We start from the raw sequence: 25,434 nt of genomic DNA, 5'->3' as shown, positions 1-25,434 counted from the left end.
CGCGAGATGGGTGCGACGCCCGACGGCCTGAGCGACCTGGAGGTCAGGCCCCGCGAGGTTCACTTCCTTGAGTCGCGGTAGGAACGCCGCGAACGATCAGTACTCGACTTCGCCGCATCCGTTTGGTGGGTCCGGATCGCTCCACGGTCCATGAGGTCCTGGATGCAGAACTGCAGCCGACATCACCGAGACCGCTCAGACCTGGCCGGCAGACGGCCACGGACGGCGCTTCGTCCGCGGCGCGCGATGTCCGGCAGCAGATTCTTGCCGAGCATCGCGGAGGCCGACAGCACTCCGCCGGCCAGGGCCCCGGCCACTCCACAGACGGCGACGTCCGCACCGGAGAGAAAGAGACCCTCGACGGGAGTCCTGGGACGGAGCCAACGTGCGTCGAACCGGGCGGGCGAATGGGCCAATCCGTAGATCTCCCCGTGTGCATGTCCGGTGAAATGCCGCGTCGACAGCGGCGTCGAAAGCTCCGCGTGGATGATCCTCCCCCTGATCGCCGGGATTTCCCGGTGCACGGTCTGGAGCAGGCGCTCGCTCAGGTGCGCCTTGAATCCGTCATAGTCTGCCCCGCGCTTCCGCCAACGGCTGCTCTCCCAGGGGCGAAACCATGCGTAGGGAACGAAGGTCACTGCTTCCACGGTGGAGACACCGGGGTGACGGCGCTCGAAGGACGGGTCCTTGGCCGAGGGGAAGGAAATGAACACCGCGGGAAACGGATCGGCCGCATCCTCCTGCAGCTGCGCGAAATTGGCATCGTGATCGTAGCCACCGTGGACCCAGAGGTTCGACTTGGGAAGGTCCAGTTCTGCCGCCGTGCCCCGGATGCCCAGGTAGAGGGAAACGTGCGCGGTCGATGGTGCGACGGCCGGCGCTTTCCATGGTGCCCGGTGCCCGGTGAGCGCATGTTGCGGCAGGAGCTCGTCGAACGTCCTGGCGACGCCGGCGTCACTCACCACGCGGCGGGCGTGAAACTCACGACCGTCGGCCATGCGCACTCCCGTCACCCGGGGTCCGTCGTCGACGAGAACGCTCTCCACCGCCGCGCAGGTCAGCACAGCTCCGCCGCGGCGCTCGATCATCGGAATGATCGTCTCCGCGATGCGCGAGGAGCCGCCCACCGGATAGGCGCCGCCCCCGAAGAAGTGGTTCACTACCATGGCGTGGATGCCGAAACTCGATTCGGCGGGCGGCAGCCCATAGTCACCCCACTGCGCGGTGAGAACCCCGCGAAGTCGCGGGTCGCCGACGCACTCGGACACCACTTTCGCGGTCGAGTTCCGGGCGTGACGCAAGAACGGATAGCGGAGCGCGGAGCCGAAGACGTGCGGGACGGGCGACGGCAGGACCTTTTCCGCGAAGAACAGCGCCGTCCAGCGATTTGCGCCTGCGACGCGCCTGAAATATCGATGGATACCGGCCTCCTCGGCCGGGAAGCGCGAGATGAGCATGCGGCGCAGCGCTTCTCTGCCGCGCGGGAGGGCGTAGCGGTCGTCGCCGAACACGAGGGTGTCATAGCCGTCGCCCATGTCCGCCCACTCCAGCTCGCCGCGCGTGAGGTGGTCGAAGAGGGCGCGGAAGGCCGAGCCTTCCCGGTTCACGTCCCCGATGTAGTGCACCCCCACATCCCATTCGAAGCCGGGGCGCCGGAAGGTATGCGTGAACCCGCCGGCCGAGTAGTGACGTTCCAGCACGAGAACACGAAGCCCGCCGTGTTCGGCGAGAAGGGCGGCGGTGACGAGCCCACCGATTCCGGAGCCGATGACCACCACGTCGTAGGAGTCCTGTGCCGCGCCCCGCCGGTAAGCGGCACCGACGCGCATCTACTTCTCCCCTCGCCCGGGAGCATCCGGTGCGCCGTGGCGCTGTGGCGGGGCCGCAACCGCGATCGCAACCGTCAGCAGGCCGTGTTCCAGCTGCCAGTTGCCGTGGTGCTGCCGACCCCACCCGGGACGGTCGGCCGGCTCCGGGACGAGCAGGGTGACGGTGAAGCGGTGGCCGTCGTGAAAGCTGATGCGCACGTCTTCGAAGCCGAGCCAGCGCTCGGCCAGGGGAAACCACGCCTTGTACACGGCCTCCTTCACACAGAACAGCAGCCGGTCCCCGTGCACGTCCGGCCTGCTCATCGCCAGCTCCGCGAGCTGCGGCAGTTCCTCGGGCAGGGATACTACGTCCAGGACGCCCTCGGGCAGCGGCGCATTGGGCTCGGCGTCAATACCGAGGGACGCCAGGGCCCCTGACCGGCAGATCGCCGCCGCGCGGTAACCCTCGCAATGAGTCATCGAGCCCACTGCATCGACGGGCCAGAGAGGTTCGCGGTCCGGGCCGGGCAGGATGGGCACGGACGGAAGGCCCAGTTCTCGCAGCGCCTCCCGGGCGAGATGGCGGACCGTGGCGAACTCACGGCGGCGCTTCACGACCGCCGTCGCGATGCGCTGCTCCTCCTCCGGGAACAGGACTGCATCCGCCATGTCCCCGAAGTGTTCGCGTGCCACCACCGAACGCGGCAGGATCCGCTCGATCATTGGCACATCCTTCCACGCAGGCCTGACCGGCGCGCGGCCTCGACTTCGTGGTCGCCGTGCGCTCCGAGGAGTCGGCCCATCCCCCGGGCGCCGTTCCCGGCGCGCCCGCCCGGGATGGGAGGGCCGGACGTTTCCGCAGGTCAGGCCCGCTGCATAGGGCATCGGCCCGTCGACCGGACTCGCCCCCGGAAGCGCAGGGCGTCCGTCGCGGTTCGGTCGGACCTCTCCTGTCGCGATCGGCGAGGCGGCCCGTACGGGAGGAGCCGTCCGTGTGACGGCGGGCCGGGCCGGCCGGAGGGTGCGCGCGCGAACGCCCGCCCGTACGGCGATCACGGCCTGGCCGGTCGCAGGGGCTGGCGCAGAGCGCCGGAGGGTGCTAAACAGAACCATCACCACTGGTTACACGTGTAACAATCCACCTCGCGCCGTGTGCAGCGACTCCGGAGCATTGATGTCCCCCTCACCCCAGCCGATGCCGCTGCCCTTCTCGTGGTCCGACCAGGAACGACACCTCGTCAGCCACCTTTCGGCCCTGATCCGCCTGGACACCTCGAACCCGCCGGGCAATGAAATCGCCGTCGCGCGCCACCTGGCCCGCGAGCTGTCCCGCTCCGGCATCTCACACACCGTTCTGGAGTCCGCGCCCGGACGGGCGAACCTCGTCGCCCGGCTGCCCGGGACGGGACAGGAACCGCCGCTCATGCTGCTGGGCCACGCGGACGTGGTCGGCGCGGGGCCCGGTGGGTGGAGTCGCCCGCCCTTCTCGGGCGAGGTGGCCGACGGCCGCGTCTGGGGCCGTGGAGCCCTCGACATGAAGGGTCAGATCGCCGCGAGCCTGCTGATCCTGCAACTCCTCGCCGCGCACCGGACCGCGCTGCGGCGGGACGTGCTGCTCGTGGTCACCGCCGACGAGGAGGCCGGCAGCCGGCTGGGGGCGCACTGGCTGTGGGAGAACCACCGCAGCCTCGTCGAGGCCGAGTTCGCCTTCAACGAAGGCGGCGGCCAGCGCTTCCTCACTCCCGGCGGCCCCGTCTACACCGTCCAGGTGGCCGAGAAGGGCAACGCCCGGATGCGCGTCACCGCGCGCGGGCCCGGCGGCCATGCCTCCGTCCCGCGTGCGGAGTCGGCGGTCTTCACCCTGGCCGAGGCCCTGCTCCGACTCCGCGCGTTCGCCCCCGGGACCGTGGTCCATCCGGCCTCGCGGCGCATGCTCGCCACCCTGGCGGACCTGTACCCGGGCGCGGGCGCGGAGGCCATCGAGCGGCTGCTGGAGGACCCGGGCTGGGACCGGGCGAACAGTCTGCACATCGATCCCGTCCTGCGGGAGTTCGTCGTCGCCGGGCTGCACAACACCGCCACTGCCACTCTGCTGTCCGCCGGGCACCGGCAGAACGTGGTGCCCGTCGAGGCGAGCGTGGTGCTGGACGGACGTCTCCTTCCGGGCGAGCTGCCCGAGCGCTGGGCGGCCGAGGTCCAGAGGGCACTCGGAGACCGTGTCGAGGTGGAGCTGCTGCACGGCAGAGTGAGCCACGCCGTCCACGACGACCCGGAGCTCCTGCGGGTCCTGGGCGATACCGTCGCGGCCCACGAACCGGGTGCGCGGCTGCTGCCGTACATCAATCCGGCCGCCACGGATGCCCGCGCCTTCCCCGGAACGAAGGTCGCCGGTTTCTTTCCCTCCGCCAGTGACGTGGACGTCATGCGGCTCATCCACGCACCTGATGAGCACGCCAGGATCACCGACCTGATGTTCGGCGGGCGCTGCCTGCTCGACGCGGTCCTCAGACTCGCCACATGAAAGGAGCCACCCCATGGGTGTTGTCATCGAGACCCTGACCGGCAAGGTCGAGGGCACGGCCGAAGACGGGCTGTCGGTCTTCAGGGGCATTCCCTATGCCCTCCCCCCGGAAGGACCTCTGCGGTTCCAGGCGCCGGCTCCGGTCCCCGCCTGGGACGGGGTCCGGCCGGCCACGTCGTTCAGTGCCGCGCCGCCGCAGTTGCCGCTGCTTCCCGGAATGCCCCCGGCCTGGCGACCGGAGGACGGCCTGGACTGCCTCAGTGCGAACGTGTGGACCCCGGGCGGCGCCGGCGACCGGCTGCCGGTGATGGTGTGGATCTACGGCGGGGGGTGGAAGACGGGCTACTCCGCTGATCCGAGCTACGACGGCGAGGTGCTCGCCCGGGGCGGCGTGGTCATGGTGACGTTCAACTACCGGGTCGGATTCGAGGGATTCGGCTACGTACCGGGGGCACCCGCCAACCGGGGCTTCCTCGACCAGGCCGCGGCACTCGTATGGGTACAGGAGAACATCGCGGCCTTCGGCGGCGACCCGGACAACGTGACGATCTTCGGCGAGTCCGGCGGAGGCGCGTCCGTCGCCGCCCTGCTGTCCGCACCGGCCGCGCGCGGGCTGTTCCGTCGCGCCATCGTCCAGAGCATGGCCGGGCGGTTCCTGCCCGAGGAGGAAGCCCGGCGGATCGCCGTGACGATCGGGGAAGCGGCCGGCGTGGGTCTCGACGGTCTGGCTTCCGCGTCACCCGAGGCGCTGCTGGCGGCACAGGACGCGCCCCTGCCCGCGATGCGAGCCAATCCCGCGAACTGGACCACACCCGAGGCCATCACCGCGTTCTCGCCCGTCATCGACGGCATCACCGTGGTCGACAAGCCGTGGCTCGCCATCCGTTCAGGATGCGCCCGCGACGTCGACCTGATCTCCGGCTACACGCATGACGAGTTCACCCTGTTCGCCATGGAACGCGGTCTCGTCAAGTTCAAACTCGGCGCGATGGTCAAGGCCCTGCCCATGATGCTGTCGACGGCACGCGCGGGATTCCGCGACCGGGCATCGCGAAAGCCGGCGCAGCCGTCGGCGAAGATCCGCGACCTCGACCTCGGCGCCGTCACCGAAGGGTTGAGGCTCGGCCGTCAGGCCTCCGCCGACTACCGTGCGGCCCACCCGGACCTCAACGACCCCCAGCTGTACGTCGCCATGTACTCCGACGCGCTGTTCCGGATGCCCGCGACGTGGCTGGCGCAGGCGCACTCCGCCGCGGGCGGCAGGGCCTGGCTCTACGACTTCACCTGGAGCAGCCCGGCCTTCGGCGGAGCCCTGGGCGCCTGTCACACCGTGGACATACCGGCGACCTTCGGCCACACGCGAGGGCCTCTGGCCGGGTTCCTGTTCGGCGGCAAGGTCCCGCCCCAGGACTTCACGCGCCTGTCCGAACAGCTCCGGGCCTCCTGGATCTCCTTCGCAGCCTCGGGGGATCCCGGCTGGGCACCCTTCACCACGCAACGGCCGACGACTCGGCTCTGGGACACCGAACCGTCAGTCGTCGAGGACCCGCTCGCGGCATCCCGCCGCATCTGGCACGAGGAGTCGGGGCTCTGACGACGCGGGGACGGACCGGGGCGGGGGCGTGCCGCCCCCGCCCGCATGCGCCCTGACGGATGATCGGCAAATGGCTGCGGGACGAGCCCCGGTTCGGTGCTCGTCCCGCAGGCTGCCACCAGGCCCGGTGAGTGTCGCTATGACTCGGGCGGCATCTCTGCCAGGCCGGTGACTTCCCGCACGTGCAGCAGGCTCGGCGCGGCGAGCACGTCGTGCAGCTGCTGGAAGATCTGACGCGCGGCAACCGCGTTCCAGTCCGCCGGGAGCAGCTCGCTCGGCAGACCGGGATCGAGGTAGGGCAGGCGGCGCCACTGGGTGAGCATCGGGACGTAGTGGCGGAAGGCCTCGCCGCTGTCGATGTCGCGCTGCTGCGCGAGTCCGGCGGCGACGGGGCCGTAGGCCCGGGTGAACCCCGCGTACTGCTCCTGGATCGCGGGGAAGTCCCACCACTCGCTCACTGTCCCGGGCAGGTCGCTGAAGGCGGCGTAGTCCGCGGCGAACAGGTGGACGTACTCGCTGAGTCCGCGCCGGACGAGCATGTCGCGGGCGCCGTCCAGGAGGCGGCCGGGCGCCAGCCACACCCCGGGGGCGATGTTCCCGAAGCCGAGCCAGGTCAGCCGGGTGCGCAGCTGGTAGCGGTAGGAGCGCTCGGACTCCGGCACGGAGAAGACGGCCATGGCCCAGCCGTCGCTCAGCTTCGCCGGTTCCAGGCTGCCGAAGATGCGCCGGTCGCCCTCGTCGAAGACGGGGTGCGCGGCCGGGCTCAGCCGGTAGCCGGTGGCCCCGCGGCGTTCCGGTTCGAGGACACCCTTCTTCTTCAGCCGGGAGATCGCCGAGCGCGCGGCCGGACCGTCGACGTCGAGTTCGGACAGCAAGGTGATCAGGTCGGCGACGGAGATCCACCCGCCGAGCCGTCGCAGGAACGCCCCGTAGACCGTGTTGATCAACGAGCTGGGCCTGAGGGGACTGTCCGCCATGATCGCCTTCCGTCGTATGCGGTCGCGATCCTACCGAGCCGGCGGAACGGGGCACCGTCCAGGCCCTGGCCATGGCCAGGGCCCGGCGGATGCGCCACGAGCGGCCGGCGGGTCCTCGTCATCGCGCCGCGGGCGACCGCCACACCGGTGCTTCCGCGTAGGCGCCGGCCAGGAGGTGGCCCGCTCCGGGGGCCACTGCCGGGAGGTCCAGGGCGCGCAGCATCTGGTGGGCCGTGCACACGGCCGCCGAGACGACGGGCTTGCCGAGGAGCTGTTCGGCTTCCTCGATGGCGCCCAGCGAGGGCATCTGCACGCAGGCGGAGAGCACGACGGCGTCGGCGCTGCTGTGATCCAGGGCCTTGGCGAGCCCGGGGAGGCGTGCGGGGTCGTGCGCGGCGACATCGAGGTTGTTCGGGATCTCCAGGGCCTGGTGGTCGAGCACCTCGATGCCCTCGTGGGTGAGGTAGTCGACGACGGTCTGCGTCAGCGGGCGCATGTACGGGGCGATCAGCGCGATCTTCTTCGCCTTGAGGGTGTGCAGGCCGTGGACCAGGGCTCCGGCGCTGGTGACGACGGGGGCGGCGGCTCCGTTCTCCACCGTACGAAGGTGCAGGCGTTCCTCGGAGGTGCGGTGGTAGCCGAGCCCCGTGCTCATGATGGCGACCAGGCAGGCGTAGCCGAGTACGTCCACGTGCGCGTCGGAGAGCTCGACGGCGCAGCGGTCGGAGTCGGCGTCCATGGCCCTGAGCTGTTCCGGGGTCACATGGGTCATGCGCATACGGCTGGAGTGGAAGGTGAAGCGTTCCGGTGCGACGGTTTCCCGGGCGCGCAGGATCGCCGGGACCTCGGTCTCCATGGTGACGTTGGAGCTCGGCACGATCTGGCCGATGCGAAAGGTACGAGAGGTAAGGGAGGTACGGTCGGGCACGGTCGCTCCTCAGCGGGCGTCGACGACGGGGTTGGTCAGGGTGCCGATCAGCTCGACCGTGGCCTCGACGGTGTCACCGGGCTGCAGGAACTCGGGCGGGACCATGCCCGCCCCGACACCGGCGGGCGATCCGGTGGCGATGACGTCGCCCGGTTCGAGGGTGACTCCGGAGGAGATGTCGGCGATGAGGCGGGCGATGGGGAAGAGCATGTGCCGAGTGTTCGACTTCTGCTTGGTGACGCCGTTGACCCTCAGCGAGAGGTCGAGGGCCATCGGGTCGGGGATCTCGTCGGTCGTGACGACGGCGGGACCGAAGGGGGCGTAGGAGTCCTGCCCCTTGGAGAAGAACCACTGGCCGGAGCGGCGCTGGTCGCGGGCGCTGATGTCGTTGACGATGCTGAAGCCGAAGATGTGCTCGTACGCCTCCTCCTCGCTCACCCGGAAGGCCGTACGGCCGATGACGACGGCGAGTTCGCACTCCCAGTCCAGCTGGGCGGTCAGGTCGGCGTTGTGCAGGATCGGCTGGCCCGGGCCGGTGACGGCCGTGGCCGGCTTGCTGAACAGCACCGGTCGCGAGGGGCGCTCCTTGTCGGTGTCCAGGCTGCGGCTGGACTCCTCGACGTGCTCGACATAGTTCAGCCCGACGCCGATGATCTTGCCGGGGCGCAGCGGGGCCCGCAGCGACACGTCGTCGAGCCGGTGCACGGCATCGGCGGGCCACGCCGCGGGGCCGTCGGCCAGCAGGCCGCGCGCGGTCTCCCGGGCGGCCTCGCCTGCCCGGATGAAGGACAGCAGGTCCTGGGGCAGTTCCACGCCGGCACGCTCGGCCAGGATGGCGAGGTCGACGACGAGGTCGTCGGCCTGTGCCCCGAGGCGCAGGGACGCATCGTCGAGGGTGTAGCTGACCAGCCGCATGAGGGGCTCCTTGCGTATGAGGGGATGGTGCGGAGGGCGGGCCGGCGGCGTCACTCAGGTGATGCCGCCGCCGACCCGGTTCCGGGCGGTGCGGGGCGTTGCATCGCGCCCGGCTCGGTGCTCCGCCGTGCCGGCGCCGGTGTCAGGGCCGGCGGCGTCCGGTACGGCGGAGCGGTTCAGGCGGTGGGCTGGTGCCCGCCGTTGTCGGTGTACGCCTCTTCCCGGTGGAAACCGAGCGAGCGCATGACGGGGAAGTCGTTGAAGGAGAAGAGGCAGGCGTCCTCGGACCGGTCGAGGTTGTGGTGCTCGTGCCAGGCCCAGGAGGGGACGCAGAACATGTCGCCCTTCTTCCACTCGAAGCGCTGTCCGGCGATCACCGAGACACCGTGCCCCTTGGCCGCGGTGTAGATGACCGACCCGGTGTGGCGGTGCGCCTGCGTGGCCTGGCCGGGGCGCAGCAGCTGCATGTGCGCGCCCATGGTGGGCATGACCGAGCCGCCGGTGAGCGGGTTGGTGTACTCGGCGATCACCCCGTCGTACGGGGATCCCTCGGTGGCCTTGGCCAGATTGCGCAGGGCCTCGTAGGTGGGCTCCCAGGGGAACGCCAGCAGCGGGGAGTACGGCCTGGTCCACTTCTCCACGCCATGGGGCAGCAGGTTCGCGCCGTACGTCAGCACGGAGGAGTTGATGACCTTTCCAGGGGTCTGGTACAGCTCGGGGTGGACCTCGTAGAATCCGGCGTCCAGGGCGTTGACCAGCGGGATGTCCAGTCCGTCCTGCCAGACGACGGGGGCGTCGTCGGCCTCGTTCCCGTGCTCGTGCCAGGTGCCGTTCGGGGTGATCGCGAAGTCGCCGGGACCGACCTTCAGCTTCTGGCCGTCGACGATGGTCCAGGCGCCCGTGCCCTCGTGGACGAAGCGCAGGGCCGCGGCCTGGTGGCGGTGGGCGGTCATGGCCTCGCCGGGGCCCATGATCTGCAGGCCCGTGTAGAGGAGTCCGACGGCGGCGCTGACGTCCTTGCGGCCCGGGTTGACGAGCATCACCACGCGGCGGCCGGCGTCGTCGGCCTTGACCAGGTCGAGGGCCTTGCGGACCAGGGGCCGCAGTTCGCTGTAGCGCCACAGGACGGGGACGGACTTCGGCTGCGGGTACCAGGGCTCGATGTCATTGGCGACGGTCCACAGCGCGCCTGCTTCGAGCTGGGCGAGTTCGCCGTAGAACGCGGCGAGTTCGGGAGAGTCGGCTACCCGGGCCCGGCCCAGCCGGCTGTCGTCGTACTCGGTGGTCATGCGTCCTCCTTCGTGGTGCCGGTGGTTTCGGCGGAGAGGGGTGAGAAGGGCGTCGTGGTGTGCGCCGGGTCCGTCGCGAAGGTCACCGGGGTGCGCGGGCGGTTGTCGACGTGGAGCTGGAAGACGTCGAACCGGTTGTAGTGGCCGACGATGTCGTGCATCTGCTTGGGCTGGATGCACCTGGCCAGGTCGATCTCGGCGTACACGATGCCCTCGGCGTCGATCAGCGGCTCGGTGACGGGCCGGCCGTCGGGGCCGAAGATCCCGGACAGGGCGCTGCGGGGGCGGGCGAGCATGCGGCGCACGTCCTCGTCGTCGCCCGCGATGGCGTCCACGATCTCCGGGGAGATCGTCGAGCAGGCCACGACGGAGAAGACTTTGCCCTCGAAGCTGTGGGCGGCGGTACGGACCGCAATGGCGTCGGCCATGTCGTAGTCGGCGGGGGCCACCGGCAGGGCGATGTAGCAGGACGCGTGGACCAGTTCGCCCTGCGCGAGGAGGGCGAAGCGGGCCAGGGTGTTGGTGTTCTCGCCGCAGGCGAGCGCGCCGAGCGGGCCGACGGGCGTCTGGTGCACCTTGAGCGAACTGCCGTCCCCGCCGGTCCAGGTGAGCTTCTCGGCCCAGGTCGGCACCAGCTTGCGGTGGATGCCGATGAGTGCACCGTCGGGGCCGATGGTGAGCAGGGTGTTGTAGAGGACACCGAGGCTGTGCGCGGCCCGCTCGTTGACCCCGATGACGAGGACGACACCGTACTGGCGGGCTGCGGCTCGCAGTTGGTCGACGTACGGGCCGGGGATGTCGACGGAGGCGCGCTGGAGCCGCTCGAACCAGGGCGAGCCCTGGACCGGATTCATCGTCCAGTTCCAGTACGGGTATCCGGGGACGAACACCTCGGGGAAGACGACCAGTTCGGCGCCGCCGGCCGCCGCCTCCGCGATGAGGGCGATCGCCTTGTCGACGGTCGCCGCAGGGTCGAGGTACACGGGGGCCGCCTGCACGGCCGCAGCGGTGAAGCGTGGCAGATTGTCCATCGGTTCTCCAGGTCAGCCGGCGGATGCGGCAGCGGTTTCGGCAGTGGGGAGGCGCGGAACCCAGCGCTGGTGCACAGGGGCGGAAGCCTCGCGGAGCAGCTGGAGCCGGGGCGCTATCCGGTCGGTGCGTGCACCTGGCGGGCGGCCGCTGCCCGCCCGCCAGGAGGCGGGCCATGGTGCCCCCGGGCCGCTGTAGCCCTGGGCTGCGGCGGCGTGCAGGGTCCACAGCGGGTCGTGCAGCTGGGCTCGGCCGACACCGCACAGGTCGGCCCGGCCGGCCAGGACGATCGAGTTCACGTCGTCGTACGTGGAGATCGCCCCGACGGCGATGGTCGGGATGCCCGTGGCGTTGCGGATCAGGTCCGCGTACGGGGTCTGGTAGCTGCGGCCGTAGCGGGGCCGCTCGTGGGCGACGACCTCGCCGGTGGAGACGTCGACGGCGTCGGCTCCCGCCTCGGCCAGCGCGCGGGCGATGGCGACCGCGTCGGCCTCGGTGGTGCCGCCCTCGGCCCAGTCGGCGGCGGAGATCCGCACGAGGAGCGCCTTGCCGGCCGGCCACACCGCCCTTACGGCCCGTAGCACTTCCAGGGGGAAGCGAAGCCGGCCCGCCAGGCTTCCTCCGTACTCATCGGTGCGCCGGTTGGTCAGCGGGGAGAGGAATCCGGAGATCAAGTGGCCGTGGCCGTACTGGAGTTCCAGTGCGTCAAAGCCCGCCCGGTCGGCTCGCTGGGCCGCCCGTACGAAGTCCCTTACGAGGGTGTCCATATCGGTGCGGGTCGCCTCGCGCGGCGGCGGGCTCGGCTCGTCCCACTTCAGCGAGGAGGCGGCGATCGGCGGCCCGTCGGCGTGGGCCGCCGCACGGCGGCCGGCATGCGTGAGCTGAATACCCAGGCAGGTGTCGAGCTGGCCGTGGACGAAGTCGGTGATGCGCCGCCAGGCGGCTTCCTGTCCGTCGGTGTACAGGCCGGGGCAACCCGCCGTGGCGCGCCCGGCGGCACTGACGGCGGTCATTCCGGCGAACACGAGACCGCTGCCGCCGAGAGCCTGGGTGCTCAGGTGGACGAGGTCGAAGTCGCCAGGGACTCCCTCGCGCGCGGTGTACAGCGCGATGGGCGGTACGACGACCCGGTTGCGCAGGAGCAGTCCGCCGAGCCGGAAGCGGCGGAACATGGGCGGCACGGGCGAGGAGGCGTTGACTGCGGTGGTGAACTCCTCGTCGCGCACGCGCAGGTTGTCGTAGGTGACGCGGCGGCTGCGGGTGAGGAGGTTGAAGGCGAACTGCGGGGGCTCCTGCGCCGTGTAGCGGCCGACGTTCTCGAACCATTCGAGGCTGGCCTGGGCGGCGCGCTGGGTGGATTCGACGACCGGCCGGCGTTCGCTCTCGTACGCGGCGAGCGCCGAGTTCACGTCGGGGTGTTCGTGCAGGCAGGCGGCCAGCGCGAGGGCGTCCTCCATGGCCAGCTTGGTGCCGGAGCCGATGGAGAAGTGGGCGGTGTGGGCGGCGTCGCCGATCAGGACGACGTTGCCGTGGCTCCAGGTGGCGTTGCGGACGGTCGTGAAGCGTATCCACTTCGAGGCGTTGGGTATCAGGCGGTGGCCGTCGAGGTGGTCGGCCAGGATCTCCTCGCACAGCCGCACGCTCTCCTCGTCGCTCTCGCCGCGTGCGAACTCCCGGTCGGCGAACGCTTCGAAGCCCGCCCGCCGCCAGTCCTCCTCCGCGATCTCCACGATGAAGGTGCTGCGCCTGCCGTCGTAGGGATAGGCATGGACCTGGATGCTGCCGAAGTCCCGCTTCTCGACGATGAAGGTGAACGCCTCGAAGACGCGGTCGGTGGACAGCCACATGTAGCGGCAGTGGCGCTCGTCCAGGTCGGGGCGGAAGCTTCTCGCATACGTCTCGCGGGCCGTGGAGCGGATTCCGTCCGCGGCGACCACGAGGTCGTAGCCGGCGGAGAGCTCTTCGACGGGCGGCGCCTGGGTCCCGTAGTGCACCTGCACCCCGAGCTCCGCACAACGCCTCTGCAGGATCTCCCGCAGCCGGTTGCGGTCCAGGGCGGCGAAGCCGTGGCCGCCGGAGACGTGGACCTCGCCGTCGTAGCGGACGTCGATGTCGCTCCACCGGGCGAACTCCGCGGACATGGCCGCGAACACCGCGGGGTCGGCCTGCGCGATGCCGTCCAGCGTCTCGTCGGAGAACACGACACCGAAGCCGAACGCGTCGTCGCGGGCGTTGCGCTCCCAGACCGTGATCTCCCACTCCGGTGAGAGCTGCTGGGCCAGGGCCGCGAAGTACAACCCGCCGGGCCCTCCTCCGATGACTGCTACACGCACGGTGTTCCTCCTAGTGGTTCCAGAAACAGAATATGTTGCAGATTTGGCGAGCGTCAAGAATTCAACACATTCCGTGTGGTGCGTCCGGCGCGTCGCGTCGGATCACGCGAAGAGTTCGGGAGCCTGCGGACCGGCCTTCGTGAGGACCTCCCGCACGTCATCGGGCCAGGCCGTGGACCCGGTGGCGCGCGAGGCCGAGTGGGCGATGACCATGCGTCCGGTGGCAGCGGGCTCCTCCCCCTCGCCCAGGACGGTGAAGGCGTAGTGCAGGGAGCTGGTGCCGACCTTGGTGATCTTCAGTTCGGTACGGACGGTCTCGCCGAACCAGAGCCGGGCCCGGTAGTCGGCCTCGAAGTGGACGCGGGGTGTGCTGCCGAAGAGGTGGGCCAGGCCCAACCGTCGCAACAGCACCGCCTCCGCGGCCTCGACCCAGCGCACCACCGTGGAGTGGTGGTAGTGGCCGGCCGCATCCGTGTCGGGCCATTCGACGCGCCGCTCGACGACGACGCCGGGCAGGTTCTCCTCGAGGGCTTCGGGGCATCCTGCGGCGCAGCTGTCCGTCGCCGCGGAATCCGCCCGCTGCGGGCTGGATGTGTCCATGATCGTGCCTTCCGGTCGGTCACTGAGGGGTGTGCTGGGCTCGCCTGCGCAGCTCGGCGCGCTGGAGCTTTCCGTTGCTCGTGCGCGGGAGGTCGCTGACGAATTCGACGGCGCGCGGGTACTTGTAGGGCGCGACGGTCCGCTTCACGTGGTCCTGGAGCTCCTTGACGGTCGCCGCATCGGACGCGACACCGGGGCGAAGGACCACGTACGCCTTGACGACCATCCCGCGCTTGTCGTCGGGGGCCCCGACGACGCCGCATTCCTCGACGTAGGGGTGGATGGCGAGGGCCTTCTCCACCTCGGGGCCGGCGATGTTGTAGCCGGAGGAGACGATCATGTCGTCGCTGCGGGCCACGTACCAGAAGTAGCCGTCGGCGTCCCGTACGTAGGTGTCGCCGGTGATGTTCCAGCCGTTCCGGACGTATACGGCCTGGCGCGGGTCCTCCATGTACCGGCAGCCCGTGGGGCCGATGACGGCGAGGAGACCGGGCTGCCCGTCGGGAACGGGCTCGCCCGCTTCGTCGACCACGCGGGCGCGATACCCGGGGACCGGCCTGCCCGTCGAGCCGGGACGTATCTCGTCGTCGGAGGCCGAGATGAACACGTGGAGCATCTCGGTGGCGCCGATGCCGTCGATGATCCCCAGTCCGGTGGCGGCGTGGAACTCCTCCCACACGGCCGCAGGCAGCGCCTCTCCGGCGGACACGCAGCGACGCAGCCCGGACAGCTGACGGACCGCGCCGGCCGCCATGATCGCCCGGTAGGCGGTCGGCGCCGTGAAGAGCACGGTGACTCCGTGTTCCTCCACGAGGTCGGCCAGCTGCTGCGGCGCGGCCTGCTCGATCAGCAGGGTGGCCGCACCCACGGACAGGGGGAAGACCACCAGTCCGCCGAGCCCGAACGTGAAGGCCAGGGGCGGGGTTCCGGTGAAGACGTCGTCCTGGTGAGGCCGCAGGACGTGGCGGGAGAAGGTGTCGGCGTTGGCCAGAACGTCCCGGTGGAAGTGCAGGGTCGCCTTCGGCCGTCCGGTCGTTCCCGAAGTGAAGGCGATCAGCGCGACATCGTCCGCCGCAGTGGCGACACCGGAGAACCGCCCGTCCTTCGCGGCGCAGCGCGCGACCAGGTCCTCCTCGCCGGGGCCGCCGTAGGCCAGCACGGCCGGGCCGGGAGCGCCGACGGCGGTGAGTTCGTCGAGGTAGCGGTGGTCGCACACGGCGACGGTCGGCCGACTGATCCCGTTCAGCTCGGCGAGCTCACCGGCACGCAGCAGCGGCATGGTGGTGACGGCGACGCCGCCGGCCTTCAGCACCCCGAGCCATGTGGCCACGAGCCAGGGGTTGTTGGGGCCGCGCAACAGGACACGGTTGCCCGGAACGAGACCGAAGTCCTCGGTCAGCACCTGGGCGACCTGATTGGCACGCTCCAGCAGGTCGCCGTAGGTCCACCGCTCCGTGGGAGTCAGCAGGCAGGGCCGGTCGGCACCCCAGCGCGCGACGGCGTCGTCCAGCAGGCGCTGGGCACAGTTGAGCCGGTCCGGATAGTCCAACTCCGGTAGATCGAAGTGCAGTTCGGGCCAAAGGATGAAGGGCGGGAGTCGATCACGACAGAACGTGTCGACATGAGCAGACGGGGAGAGCTCCATGGGGCGGCACCTCAATCTCGGGGCAGCGGGGAGAGTGAGGCAAGTATCTCGCTAATCTTGCGACCGTCAATGATGCGCGATACCTGATTTTATTAACAGCGTGGTGCGCGGCCGCGCGCGGACACCGGGAGGCGTCGACCCTGGAGCCGAGATTTCGTTACACGTGTAACATGCCGAACATGCTAGGCATCCCCATGAAGAAGTTCAAGCATTTCGGACAAACGCCACGAAGAGCGAATTTCTGGATCACTGTCGACCGACGAAGGCTTCGATGCCGCGCACCCTTCCGGCCGGGCTCGGCCCGGGCTGGCCTCCGCCCCGCTACCGGGCTCCTGCAGCGCCCGTGGCGGCCGTGGCGGCCGAGGCGGCCGAGAGCGGCGTACGCCGCTTCGGCGGGGTCACCTGGGCGACCGCCCCTGGCTACCGGCCCCGACTGCCCGACGTCCACGTGCCGGCGCGCGACGGACCGGCCCCGGCCGTCATTCGGATACTTCCGATACACGGCGGCGGCCGACTGGACGGCGACCGGCGCTATCCCCCGCCGACCGTCCCGTCGACCTGCTGCACGGTTCGGTCCCGCGACCCGGAGCGGATCAAGGTCCGGGGCGAGTCCGCGGGCGGTTCCCCGACCCGTTCACCGCACTCCTGGGAGACACCCCCCGAGGAGCGGACCGAACCGGCCCGGACCGCCGGCCCCGTCACCTACGCGGATGGAGCGACTCCCCCGCTGTTCCTGCTGGGTCACGGCACCGCGGACAAGCTCGCGCCTACAGCCGGCGCGAGGTGCCTTCCGGTGCTCGCGTCGCAGCCCACGTACGACACACGGATGCGGGCCGCAGGCATTGCCGCGGCCCCGAGAGGCTGTCATGTCCGGTACCCGGGTTGCTTCAGGAGCTCAGCCGGTGCACCAGCTCGGACTCCATGTCCGGCACCGCAGGTGCGGCGCCCTTCTCGATCAGCGCGTGGAGGGTGTCGGCGATGGTTGCCGCGGCGGGCAGGTGCAGGCGGACCGTGGTGAGCGGCGGCTGTTGCAGAGTGGCGAGCACGAGGTCGTCGCAGCCGACGACGGCGACTTCCTCCGGGACGGCGATACCCTCCCTTCGCAGTGCGTGCATGAGAAGAGCGGCGTATTCGTCGTTGAAGGCGAAAACGGCATCCAGACCCAGGTCCGCCCAGCGCGCGGCCAGGGCCGCGGCGGACTCGCGCGTGCAGGCGAGTTCGATCGGTGTGACCGTGGCCATGTGCCGGGCGGCCACCCCCTGGGCACCGGCCAGCCGCGGTCGGCCGAAGGCATCGAGGCCGCGCTCCTGCGGCATGACCACACCGATCCTGCTGCGCCCACGGGCTATGAGGTGCTCCACGGCGACCTCGCCGATACGCCCGTGGTCGAACGCGACGGTGTGGACTCCGTCCACCGGACGGGCGGCGACAGCGAGCAGCCCGCGCACACCGGCGCGGCGCAGGATGCCGCCGGCCTCACCGGTGAGCCGGTCGCCGTTCATGGCCAGCACTGCGGCGGGCCGCAGCTCCGCCCACGCACGCGCGGCCGTCGCCGCGTCGGGGAAGCGGCCCGTGTGGAGCACGGTCGTGTAGCCGTGGCGGTCGAGCTCGCACTGCAGATCCTCCACCCAACTGCTGACCAGGCTGCCGATCGCGGAGACCGATGCCGGCAGCAGGACCAGGTTGCTGCGCCCGGCACGCAGCGAGCGGGCGGCGGCGTGCGGCACGTATCCGAGGTCCTTGGCCGCGGCGAGCACCCGGGCTCGGGTGCTGTCGCTGACCCGGTGGCTCTGGGTGTCGTTCAGTACGAAGGACACGGTTGCGCGGGACACCCCTGCGAGGCGGGCCACCTCCGTGCTGGTGATGGAGGCGGCGCCGGGCGTTTCTTTGGCCATGGCGTCCTCCTTCGATCAGTTTTCCGGCCGGTCGACCGCTTCTCCTCCAAGGTTACACGCGTAACGCAAGGCATTGCCGCCACTGCGGCACCCTCGCCGTGGCCGTCATCGGCGCGGTCCTCGCCCTGGGGCCACAAGCCGTCGGGCCCGGCACGACTCCCCCGGCTTGTTCTCAGGTCGCGGGGCTCTTCGTGGTGCGGGTGTGGCGATCGGCGCTGTGAGTGAGGAGCCGAGCCGATGCCGGGGTGGCGACAAGGTTGGTGTGCGGGGCCGAGGGAACCGGGTACCGTCTTTGTCATGTTCTTCCAGAGGCCGATTTACGAGTGAGGGCGTGATGGGCCCCTGCTGACGTCCTTCGACGTCGCCGCCCGTCCCCCACCGATGAATCCGTAGATCCCTTCACATCACCACCGGGAGAACCCGTGACCGACAGCAAGAACATCAACAACCCTGTGGGCCAGGGCGGCGGCCAGCGCAAGAAGCTGTCCCGCGCCGAACGGCAGAACAACGGGCCGCACCGCAACCTCGACCGCAAGGGTGCCGCCGACAAGAAGGCGGAGCTGGTGCGCAAGATGCGCGAGAAGGCACTAGCAGCCGAGGCCGCCGGGCAGGCGAGCGACGACTCCGCACAGAGCTGACGCGAGGCGGCACCGCACGGGGGCAGGGCCCGGACCGCCGACGGTACAGGCCGGCCCCCATTGCCCGGCCGGTTCGGCAGCGCCGTACCTGCTCGCACCCACAACGCACTGCCGTGCCTTCGATTCAGCGCTCGGCCCGCGAAGGCGCCTGTCTGCCGGAAGCGACACTGCCTGAGCCCTGCAGCACAGTGAGACCTGCCGTTCGATACAGAGCGTTGCACCGGGCAGCGTCAGCCTCCCGGCCCCCCGCCGCCTACCGCAGACGGACGAGGAGACGCGCCGCCCGAGGGCGTTTTCGCGTGGGAGTTCATCTTCACCCTCAGCATCCGAAGCACCGTGGCCCGCTCACAGGCCCATCCGGCATCCCGCGAAGCTGCGGTTGGGGCGCTGCTCTACGTCGCCGCGGGCGCGGGCACGGCTGACTGCTTCGAGACCGTCACGGCGGAGACGGCCCCGCTCTCCAGCGGGGCCGTCCTTGTACTCATGCCGTGGCGCAGGCCTTGGCGCAGCCGTGACCTGGCTTTCTTGGTCAGAGGGTTCCCGTGACGCTGATGGCACCCAGGGTGCCGTTGGTGCCCTGGAGGTTGACCGGTGTGGTCGGGTTCCAGGTGCGGTCGGCGTGGCGAATGGTGTGCAGGGCCTTGTTGTCGGCGGTGGTGACGGCGAGGTGGAGTTCGCCGTTGACGCCGGCGGCGGTGACCGAGTTGGCGGTGACGGTGCCGAGTATGCCCTTCAACTCGGCAAAGTTTTCCCAGCTGCCGTTGGCGTTGCGGATGGCGTGGTGCTGGCGGGTGCCGTTGTCGGTGGCGATGACGATGTGGGCGTCATTACCGATGCCGGCCATGCCTACCGAGGTGATCGGGCCGGTGATGCCGGCAGCGGCGCCTGCAATGTTGCCCCACTGGCTCCAATGACCGCTGGCTGCACGGATGGTGTGGTAGGCCTTTCCGCCGGAGACGGAGATGACCTGGAGCTGGCCTGCGGCGCTGGCGGTGGCGACGGAGGTCACGGCACTGATCGGGCTGGTGGCCTCGGAGAGGTCACCGAATCTGGTCCAGCTGCCGTCGGCCTTGCGCGTCGTGTGGAAGACCTTGCCTCCCGCGACCGCGACGACATGGAGGTCGCTGCCGACCGACACGGTGGAGACCTGGGTGAGACCGCCGAGGGCGTTGGTCACCGGGAACATGTCGCCGAACTCGCTCCAGGTGCCGTCCGGCTTGCGGATCGTGTGGAACAGGCCGCCGCTGTTGCTGATCGCCACGACGTGGGTGTCCCGGTCGATGCCGGCGGCGGCTGCGGTGCGGATTCCGCCGATGCTGCTGGCCTTGGTCTGGACATCGGTGAAACCGGTCCAGGACCCGTCGGCGAGGCGGACGCCCTGGTAGAGGCTGCTGCCGGCCTGGACGAGAGTTTCGGTTTTCCAGCCGGGCGCGAGGGCGCGAGTCTGCTGGAACCACTCGCCGATGTCATCAGCCCTGGCGGCGTACGCACCGGTGCGGGTTTCGGCACTGCCCAGGCACCCGCCCTGCCACGACCGGCTGACGATGCCGACGACCACATATTCACGCACGCCTGTCTGGCGTACCACCGGACCGCCGGCGTCGCCCGCACACACGGTTGTGTCGGCGGGAGTCTTCGCCGCGAGGTCGAAGCCGGTTGCCTCTACGGCCCCGGCCGTGAAGGCGCCGTCGTGGCGCGAAGGGGGAGCCCACACCGTCTTGGTTCGCCCGTAGCCGGAGACGGTGAGGGAATGGCCCGCCGCGGGGGCCGAGGGGGAAAAGACGGCGGGGGTGACGTTGGCAGCCGGCGTGGCGAGGCGGGCCATGACCAGATCCCGGTCGGGGTGCGGGACCAGTTCCGCGATGTCGCTGTGGTGACCGCCCTTGAAGAGGAGGTCCCGGAGGCCGACCACGACGGTCGTCTTGTCCTTGGGAGGCCCTGCGACCACCGTGTTGCTCTGCGCCGGGTCGTCGGCGAAGCAGCTCTTTGCGGAGATGACCCACTGCGGGTCGACGAGCGCCGCGGAACAGGAGCGCTTGCCGTCACCGATGGTCAGCTTTCCGCTGAACGCGAGCCCACTGATGTCGACGGATGCGCCGGGGGCCGCGGGGTCCTTGGCTCCCGTGACGCGTAGTTCGAGCAGGGTGGACTTGGCCTCCACCTTGGCACCCTCGCCCACACCCACCACGGTGTCCCGCGGGACGTTGACGGTCTCGTTCTTGCCGTCGGTGGTGAGGCTGGCGCGCAGGTCCCGGTCGGTGCTCTGGATGCGGAAGGCGTCGGCGACCGTGAGGGCGAGGAAGCCGGTGGCACCGGGCGCGCTGAAACAGATGCGGTTGAGCGGCAGCGTGACGGGGCGGGCCCATATGGCGATCTGGTGGGGGGCGTCGCACGGGACGTGGGTGATGCCGCCGTCGCCCCTGACCACCTTGACGCCCGTCGCTGCGAGCACCGCGTCGGCACCGGGGTAGGCGCCGTCCTCGACCGGGACCGGCGCGCCGGCGTTGGCCGCCGGCCCCGCCGCGGCGGTGGCGGTGGCGGTGGCGGTGGCGGTGGGAGCCGATGTGCCGAGAATCACGGCGGCCACACCGGCTGCCACGGGCAGCAATCTTCGTATCTGCAAGGCCATGGAGTCACTTTCGTAATGAGGGAACCAGCCGCCTGACGGGCGGACCATCGGTGCGCCATGAGGGCACACGGAATCAGCCACGAGTGACGGCGATCATGGAATAGTAATCTGCGCGCTCCCTGGCAGATCGTCATGTTCTAAACAGTACTTACCTGCCGTACCATCAGTTAGGCATCGGAGCCGTGGAGTTGACGCCCTCCGCAACCATCGGGCCCGGGATGCACCCACCGCCCTGGTGGTGATCATGACTCTTCCCCCTTCGTTACGCTCGCCTTCGCCGAAATCGGCGGTGTGGGATCGAGTGGGGGGAAGTCTGTTGCGTTCTTGGATACTTCGGCGCCGGAGGGGCGGTGGGGGAGCTGTTCGCGCGCGTGTGCTGAGTGCCGGACTGCTTTCGCTGGCGTTGGTCTCCGGTTTGATGTCGGCGCCGCCGGCGGCGGCTGTCGATCCGCCGGTCGCCGGTCTGGGTGCCACTCAGCGTGGGATGGTCGTCGGTTTCTGGAAGGCCGGCGGGCCGGCCGTCCGGGCTGCTGCCGAGCAGGCGCTGACCGGATCGGACGCGGCCGTACGTCAGTTCCTGGACACCGGAAGGGCTGCCGCCGAGCACCAGGACGACAAGGAGGCGGCGCTCCAGATCATCGCCCAGGGCGGGCGGGGACTGCGGGAGGCCGCCGAGCGTGCGGTTGCGGGAACGCCGCAGGAGCTCGACGCCTTTTTGAAGGAGGGCTGGAAGGGGCCGCTCGAGCAGGACCAGGTGGTGGCGGCCACACGGATCGCCAACGCCGGTGGCCGGGGGGTGAAGACGGCCGGGGATGCGGCTCTCAACGGGTCGATCGCGCAGGTCAAGGAGTACCTGGGGCGCATCCAGTTCGAGCAGCGCGACGCCGATGACCTGGTCCGGGTCACGCAGATAGAGAGCACGGGCGGGCCCAGCACCCGGCGGGCCGCGTCCGTGGCCATGAACGGCTCGATCGAGGACGTCCGGGACTTCCTGAGGTTTGGCCAGCACGTGGCCCGTGCGCAGGACCAGGAGGCTGCGACGGTCAGCGAGCTCGCCGAGCAGGCGAAGTCCGCGGGCCAGCAGGCCGAGCAGGAAGCGACGGCCGCCAAGGAGGCTTGCGCCCAGGCGCTGTCGGCGGCCCGTCTGGCCAGGGAGGCCGCGCAGACGGCCGCCGCGGAGACCAAGGCCGCCGAGAATGACGCCGCGCGCGCCGGTGAGGCTGCACGCCGTGCGGCCGAGGCCACCCGCCGTGCGGCCGACGCCGCGCAGACGGCGATCACGGCAGCACGTGCCGCCAACTCGGTGGCCCGCCTTGCGGCGGCGGCTGCCGCCGACGCGGCGAACGCCGCGGCCGGGGCGGCCCGGGCCGCCACCCGGGCGCAGAGCGCTGCGGCGGCGCAGAAGGTGGACGAGGGCACGATCCACGACGCCCGTCTGGCTGCGGACAAGTCCGCCCAGGCCGGCGAGTGGGCCGACCGTGCGGCCGCTGCCGCGGACGCCGTTGTGATGATGGCCGATGCGGTGTCCCAGGTCACCGGCAATGTGAACGCCGCGATCCAGGCTTCGAAGGACGCCGACAAGGACGCCGCACGTGCCGGAGCGGCCTCGGGACAGTCGACTGCTGCGGCTGCGGCCGCACAACGCCACCTCGCGGAGGCCACCCGCGCCGCCGCGTCCGCACGCACATGGGCTAAGGAGGCAGCCAAGGCTGCACGCGATGCACGCGACGCCGCACGCTCCGCCGCTACCCACGCACGCGCGGCGGCCGACGCTGCCGCGGCGGCGGCCGCGCACGCCGCTGTCGGGGCCGAGGCCACCGAGCGTGCCAGAGTCCACTCCGAGGCGGCGGGCAAGGCCGCCACGGCTGCCACCGCAGCGGTGGACCAGGCCAAGAAGGTCTACGACCTGGCCCGCAATGCCGAGGCCGAGGAAGTCGCCGCCCGTACGGCGGCCGGCCGCAACCAGGCCGAGGACCTCACCGCCGCCTACAGCGCCGACCAGGCCGAGGCCGCGAAGGTCCAGGCGGAAACCGCCAAACTGAGCGAGGACTTCAAGGCCCTTGCCGCCCGCGCAGCACAGCCCGGCGCGGCGCTGCCGCAGGTGGTCACCGACAGCCGCCGGATGGCCGTCACCGCGATGAAGCTCGGCGGCTCCTGGAGCCGCACAGCTGCGGAGTGGGCGCTCGCCGGCTCCGAGAGCGCCGCGGTCGCCTACGCCCGCACGGGCTGGCAGCAGGCACAGCAGCAGGACGAAACCGACCAGGTTGCACTCCTTGCTGTGCAGTCGCCCTACGAGGTCGTACGCAAGGCGGCCTCGGAAGCACTGAAGGGCGACGCTGCCCGGATCCACGCCTTCCTGGAGACCGGCCAGTACGACGTCGCTCTCGTCGACTACCAGGTCGAGGTCACCCGGATCAGCCAGGCGGGCGGATCGGGGGTCAAACAGGCGGCCGACAACGCCTTCAAGGCGGGAACCGCCAAAGCACTCGTCGACTTCATGACCACCACTCAGTATCAGGGCCGGGAGGCGGACGACCGGGTCATCGCGGCCCGACTCTCCCAGACCTCGGGCCCCGAAGTGAAGGTGGCCGCCGAAGCCGCCATCCTCAGCCCACCCAGCGCCCTGCGCGCGTTCGTCCAGACCGGCCAGTACCGGGCCCAGCGCCAGGATCACCTCACCACCACGCACACCACGCAGATCCAGCAGACGATCGCCGAAGCCGCCCAAGTCGCGGCCAAAGCACAGCAAAGTTCGTTCGATGCGGCCGAGGCATACGCGATCGCACGCGATGCGACCGACGCCGCCCACGAGTTTGCCCTGGAGGCCCGGAACAGCGCCGACCGGGCCAATGAGGCGTCGAAGCAGGCCCAGAAATGGGCAACCCAGGCAGGACAGTCGGCAGCCAAGGCGGCCGAGTCGGCCAAGGCAGCGGGCCAGGCTCAGCAACGGGCCCTGATCAGCGCCAACCAGGCTTCCGATTCCGCGGCCTGGGCTCGGGCGAGTGCCGTCTCGGCTGCCGGAAGCGCCGCGCAGGCGTACTCCGCTGCCACTGCCGCGCGTGAGTCGGCGGAGCGGTCCGGCCAGGACGCCAACACCGTCATCACCGTCTTCAACGAGGCACTCGAGAACGCCAAGAAGAACGAGGAGATCCGCCAGAAGAACGAGCGCTACATCGCGGCTCTGCACGAGCACATGTACCAGAGCCTGCCGCCGCTCGCGAAGGGGGCGGTCATCTTCGCCAACCTGCCCCTGAGGGAGAAGCTCCGCATCGCCGTCGAGCTCGCGCACCTGGGGGCGGACCTCTACGGGGCGCTGCCGATCGTCGGGATCCCCGTCAGCCTGGCCAACTGCGGCACGTACGTCCTGGAAGCCAAGATCTTCGACGACGCGAACAAGTACAAGGACGCCGCCTGGTCCTGCGCCCTGACCATCCCGATCGGCGGCTGGGCCGCCCTCGGCGCCAAGCTCGAGAAGTGGGGCGTCAAGACCGAGAAGTTCCGGGGCGCCCTCCAGGGCCTCTGGAACAAGGTCGACAACCTGGGCCTTCCGTCATGTCTGACGCGCCACAGCTTCCCGGCCGACACGCCGGTGCTGATGGCCGACGGCTCATCTCGCTCCATTCAGGACATCCGTGTCGGTGACAAGGTCCTGGCAACCGATCCGGGGAGCGGTGCGACCAGTCCACAGCGCGTCGAGGCGACCATCCACACGCCGAACGACCGCGATTTCACCGAGCTCAGCATTTCCGCCGAGAATGGCACCACCAGCACCATCACCTCCACTGACCACCATCCGTTCTGGTCCGAGAAGTCCCGCGCATGGACCGACGCGGCTGACCTCAACCCCGGAGACAGCCTCCGCACACCTTCCGGCGCGCAGGCCCTCATCAAGAGTGTCCGCCACTGGAAAGCCCTCCAGCCCGCGTACGACCTGACCGTCAACAGCCTCCACACCTACTACGTGCTGGCCGGGCAGACTCCGGTCCTCGTTCACAACACTGATAAGCCCTGCCTGGTAAGTGCGGGCGACAAGGTCGTACTGGGCGTGAACGGCACTCAGCACGGCGGCAATGCCCTTCGGGACGCCCTCAACAGTGCAGACAACGGGAGTCGATACACGTTCAACGACCCAATGTACGGCCACCCGAGCCCGGATGGCGCCCCGGGACGACCGCTGTGGATGGACGCCGTCGAGGATGCCGCGGCGAACGGTAAGGTCGAAATATCCTTCTCCCTTGATGGTCTTCTCGACGCCAAGCTGAATGAATTCACCAACCCACAGGCTGCATTCGACTTCACATGGCAGCGCAGTCGGGCAATGGCGGGTGGAAATTGGAGACTTGGAAACGAAAGTGGGAACCAGACGGCCTGGGAGCTGGGAACAGTGGTGAGGGCCACGATCAGCCCACGTAGCAGTCGGACCGACTGGAACAGCATTCACTTCTACTGGCGGGGGAAGCGGACCGACATCATCGACCCGTTCAAGGACCTCAGGGACTGATCTGCAGCCGTAGCAGCGGGGCGGGGGGGCGCGGGGGGTAAAGCGCGAACCCCCCCCCGGGGGCGGGGCACAAAAGTGGGGGGGAAGGGGGGATGCCAGGGGGGTATAAAAAAATGAAGCGGGCGAGGGAGT

Annotated in this window: 16 protein-coding genes; 4 read left to right on the top strand and 12 right to left on the bottom strand. The window is 70.2% G+C overall.

Going from position 1 to position 25,434, the window contains the following annotated elements; genetic code table 11:
• Nucleotides 1-182: 182 nt before the first annotated feature.
• Together ACWGE1_RS27150 and ACWGE1_RS27145 are read right to left on the bottom strand one after the other, a co-directional pair.
• A complete protein-coding gene (locus tag ACWGE1_RS27150; protein WP_453423089.1) occupies nt 183-1,829 on the bottom strand; it encodes a phytoene desaturase family protein in 1,647 nt (548 codons plus the stop codon).
• Nucleotides 1,830-2,531, bottom strand: coding sequence for a 4'-phosphopantetheinyl transferase family protein (locus ACWGE1_RS27145; protein ID WP_453423088.1), 702 nt, complete (start codon nt 2,529-2,531; stop codon nt 1,830-1,832).
• Nucleotides 2,532-2,982: 451 nt separating this feature from the next.
• Between ACWGE1_RS27145 and ACWGE1_RS27140 the strand changes: the two genes are divergently transcribed.
• Together ACWGE1_RS27140 and ACWGE1_RS27135 are read left to right on the top strand one after the other, a co-directional pair.
• Nucleotides 2,983-4,329: a M20/M25/M40 family metallo-hydrolase gene (locus ACWGE1_RS27140; protein WP_453423087.1), complete on the top strand. Its 1,347-nt coding sequence runs from the start codon at nt 2,983-2,985 to the stop codon at nt 4,327-4,329.
• Between the two features lie 13 nt (nt 4,330-4,342).
• Nucleotides 4,343-5,923, top strand: a complete 1,581-nt coding sequence (locus ACWGE1_RS27135; protein ID WP_453423086.1) for a carboxylesterase/lipase family protein — start codon at nt 4,343-4,345, stop codon at nt 5,921-5,923.
• Nucleotides 5,924-6,060: 137 nt separating this feature from the next.
• Here the strand turns inward: ACWGE1_RS27135 and ACWGE1_RS27130 are convergent, their stop codons facing one another.
• From ACWGE1_RS27130 to ACWGE1_RS27090, 9 genes are all read right to left on the bottom strand, one after another.
• Nucleotides 6,061-6,900, bottom strand: coding sequence for a PaaX family transcriptional regulator (locus tag ACWGE1_RS27130; RefSeq protein ID WP_453423085.1), 840 nt, complete (start codon nt 6,898-6,900; stop codon nt 6,061-6,063).
• Between the two features lie 118 nt (nt 6,901-7,018).
• Nucleotides 7,019-7,756: a maleate cis-trans isomerase family protein gene (locus tag ACWGE1_RS27125; RefSeq protein ID WP_453423090.1), complete on the bottom strand. Its 738-nt coding sequence runs from the start codon at nt 7,754-7,756 to the stop codon at nt 7,019-7,021.
• Between the two features lie 81 nt (nt 7,757-7,837).
• Complete coding sequence (locus tag ACWGE1_RS27120) at nt 7,838-8,743, bottom strand: fumarylacetoacetate hydrolase family protein (protein WP_453423084.1); 906 nt, start codon at nt 8,741-8,743, stop codon at nt 7,838-7,840.
• A 176-nt stretch (nt 8,744-8,919) separates the two neighbouring features.
• Nucleotides 8,920-10,032: a cupin domain-containing protein gene (locus ACWGE1_RS27115; RefSeq protein WP_453423083.1), complete on the bottom strand. Its 1,113-nt coding sequence runs from the start codon at nt 10,030-10,032 to the stop codon at nt 8,920-8,922.
• Nucleotides 10,029-11,063 carry a carbon-nitrogen hydrolase family protein gene (locus tag ACWGE1_RS27110; protein ID WP_453423082.1) on the bottom strand — a complete coding sequence of 345 codons (1,035 nt, stop codon included), beginning with the start codon at nt 11,061-11,063 and terminating at the stop codon, nt 10,029-10,031. Before ACWGE1_RS27110 ends, ACWGE1_RS27115 begins: the two co-directional genes overlap by 4 nt.
• A 12-nt stretch (nt 11,064-11,075) precedes the next feature.
• Nucleotides 11,076-13,394: an oxidoreductase gene (locus ACWGE1_RS27105; RefSeq protein ID WP_453423081.1), complete on the bottom strand. Its 2,319-nt coding sequence runs from the start codon at nt 13,392-13,394 to the stop codon at nt 11,076-11,078.
• Nucleotides 13,395-13,496: 102 nt separating this feature from the next.
• Nucleotides 13,497-13,994 carry an acyl-CoA thioesterase gene (locus ACWGE1_RS27100; protein ID WP_453423080.1) on the bottom strand — a complete coding sequence of 166 codons (498 nt, stop codon included), beginning with the start codon at nt 13,992-13,994 and terminating at the stop codon, nt 13,497-13,499.
• A 19-nt stretch (nt 13,995-14,013) separates the two neighbouring features.
• Entirely contained in the window at nt 14,014-15,639 is a 1,626-nt protein-coding gene (locus tag ACWGE1_RS27095; RefSeq protein ID WP_453423079.1) for an AMP-binding protein, read from the bottom strand.
• A gap of 887 nt (nt 15,640-16,526) precedes the next feature.
• A complete protein-coding gene (locus tag ACWGE1_RS27090) occupies nt 16,527-17,534 on the bottom strand; it encodes a LacI family DNA-binding transcriptional regulator (RefSeq protein WP_453423078.1) in 1,008 nt (335 codons plus the stop codon).
• Between the two features lie 422 nt (nt 17,535-17,956).
• On the opposite strand from ACWGE1_RS27090, the gene ACWGE1_RS27085 reads away from it, so the two are divergent.
• Nucleotides 17,957-18,172 carry a DUF6243 family protein gene (locus ACWGE1_RS27085; RefSeq protein ID WP_453423077.1) on the top strand — a complete coding sequence of 72 codons (216 nt, stop codon included), beginning with the start codon at nt 17,957-17,959 and terminating at the stop codon, nt 18,170-18,172.
• Nucleotides 18,173-18,701: 529 nt separating this feature from the next.
• Here ACWGE1_RS27085 and ACWGE1_RS27080 read toward each other — a convergent pair.
• Nucleotides 18,702-20,801 carry a trypsin-like serine protease gene (locus ACWGE1_RS27080; protein WP_453423076.1) on the bottom strand — a complete coding sequence of 700 codons (2,100 nt, stop codon included), beginning with the start codon at nt 20,799-20,801 and terminating at the stop codon, nt 18,702-18,704.
• A gap of 373 nt (nt 20,802-21,174) precedes the next feature.
• Between ACWGE1_RS27080 and ACWGE1_RS27075 the strand changes: the two genes are divergently transcribed.
• The gene (locus ACWGE1_RS27075) at nt 21,175-25,302 is read left to right on the top strand and encodes a polymorphic toxin-type HINT domain-containing protein (protein WP_453423075.1); all 4,128 of its coding nucleotides are present in this window, start codon (nt 21,175-21,177) and stop codon (nt 25,300-25,302) included.
• Nucleotides 25,303-25,434: the final 132 nt, after the last annotated feature.

It is taken from the genome of Streptomyces sp. NPDC054932 (assembly GCF_053610205.1).
This window is presented reverse-complemented; position numbering and strand designations above follow the sequence as displayed.

Coding starts and splice junctions, on each gene's coding strand:
- ACWGE1_RS27150 (WP_453423089.1), bottom strand. CDS start 1,829: ATGCGCGTCGGTGCCGCTTACCGGCGGGGCGCGGCACAGGACTCCTAC.
- ACWGE1_RS27145 (WP_453423088.1), bottom strand. CDS start 2,531: ATGATCGAGCGGATCCTGCCGCGTTCGGTGGTGGCACGCGAACACTTC.
- ACWGE1_RS27140 (WP_453423087.1), top strand. CDS start 2,983: ATGTCCCCCTCACCCCAGCCGATGCCGCTGCCCTTCTCGTGGTCCGAC.
- ACWGE1_RS27135 (WP_453423086.1), top strand. CDS start 4,343: ATGGGTGTTGTCATCGAGACCCTGACCGGCAAGGTCGAGGGCACGGCC.
- ACWGE1_RS27130 (WP_453423085.1), bottom strand. CDS start 6,900: ATGGCGGACAGTCCCCTCAGGCCCAGCTCGTTGATCAACACGGTCTAC.
- ACWGE1_RS27125 (WP_453423090.1), bottom strand. CDS start 7,756: ATGGAGACCGAGGTCCCGGCGATCCTGCGCGCCCGGGAAACCGTCGCA.
- ACWGE1_RS27120 (WP_453423084.1), bottom strand. CDS start 8,743: ATGCGGCTGGTCAGCTACACCCTCGACGATGCGTCCCTGCGCCTCGGG.
- ACWGE1_RS27115 (WP_453423083.1), bottom strand. CDS start 10,032: ATGACCACCGAGTACGACGACAGCCGGCTGGGCCGGGCCCGGGTAGCC.
- ACWGE1_RS27110 (WP_453423082.1), bottom strand. CDS start 11,063: ATGGACAATCTGCCACGCTTCACCGCTGCGGCCGTGCAGGCGGCCCCC.
- ACWGE1_RS27100 (WP_453423080.1), bottom strand. CDS start 13,994: ATGGACACATCCAGCCCGCAGCGGGCGGATTCCGCGGCGACGGACAGC.
- ACWGE1_RS27095 (WP_453423079.1), bottom strand. CDS start 15,639: ATGGAGCTCTCCCCGTCTGCTCATGTCGACACGTTCTGTCGTGATCGA.
- ACWGE1_RS27090 (WP_453423078.1), bottom strand. CDS start 17,534: ATGGCCAAAGAAACGCCCGGCGCCGCCTCCATCACCAGCACGGAGGTG.
- ACWGE1_RS27080 (WP_453423076.1), bottom strand. CDS start 20,801: ATGGCCTTGCAGATACGAAGATTGCTGCCCGTGGCAGCCGGTGTGGCC.